This window comes from Sphingomonas sp. CCH5-D11, assembly GCF_001557395.1.
GTDB lineage: Bacteria > Pseudomonadota > Alphaproteobacteria > Sphingomonadales > Sphingomonadaceae > Sphingomonas.
The window spans coordinates 1-1007 of sequence record NZ_LSKH01000066.1 but is presented as its reverse complement, the minus strand read 5'-3'; the positions used below and the strand labels follow the sequence as shown (position 1 = coordinate 1007).

The window sequence follows — 1007 nt, the reverse complement described above, 5'->3', positions numbered from 1 at the left end:
TTCCTGGCGTATAGCCGCCATACCAGATCGCCTCCGCGGCGATGGCCACCGCCAGGAGGAACATGAGCGCCAATTGCCGCTGGAGCGAGCCGTTGTGGATCGTATCGCTCAACCAGCGCGCCCATTGCACCATCCGCTCGACGGCACCGTCGAACACGCGCTTGGCCTCAGGCAGCCACAATCCGTCCCAGCCCCGCTGAAGCGAACCATAGCGCCAGAGCATCAGGGCTCCCAAGGCGACGGCGATGACGCTCATCGCCAGCGCCGGAGTCAGGCCGTGCCACAAGGCCGGGTGAAAAGCAGGCGCGGTGCCGCCCGTGATGTCGGCTGCGGCCGGGGCGATCAGCCAGCCGGTCAACACCGACGGGAATAGGCCGACGAGCACGGTCAGCGCGACCAGCGAGGCGGATGGCCCCCACAGGCCCAGAGGGGGATCATGCGGCTTGCCCGGGTAGCCGTCGCGCTCGGGGCCCAGGTAGAGGTGCGCAATAAAGCGGAGCGAATAGGCGACCGAAAGGGCTGCCCCGACCAGCGCGAGCAGCGGCACAACCCATGGCGTGCCCGCCCAGCCGGTATGCGCCGCCTCCTCCAGCATCATCTCCTTTGACAGGAAGCCGCCAAGCGGCGGCAGGCCCGCCATGGACGCGGCAGCGATGATCCCGAGCGTCGCCGTGATCGGCATCAGGCGCGCTAGGCCGCCGAGCAGACGAATGTCGCGCGTGCCCGCTTCATGATCGACGATGCCGGCGTTCATGAACAACGCGGCCTTGAAGAGCGAATGGTTGACCAGGTGAAAGATGCCGGCCAGCGCCGCCGCCGGCGTGCCGAAGCCGAACAACATGGTCATCAGGCCAAGCTGGCTGATCGTGGAATAAGCAAGAATGGCCTTCAGATCGTGTTTGAACAGCGCGATTGCTGCCCCGATCACCATTGTCACCAGACCGGTGGTGCCGACCAGATAGAACCACCAGTCGCTGCCCGACAGCACTGGCCACAGCCGCGCCAAC

1 protein-coding gene is annotated in these 1007 nt (G+C 66.3%); it reads right to left on the bottom strand.

What is annotated here, in order from left to right; translation table 11 throughout:
* On the bottom strand, positions 1–1007 hold a 1007-nt coding region (locus AX702_RS04050), incomplete at both ends, for a proton-conducting transporter transmembrane domain-containing protein (protein WP_269450372.1).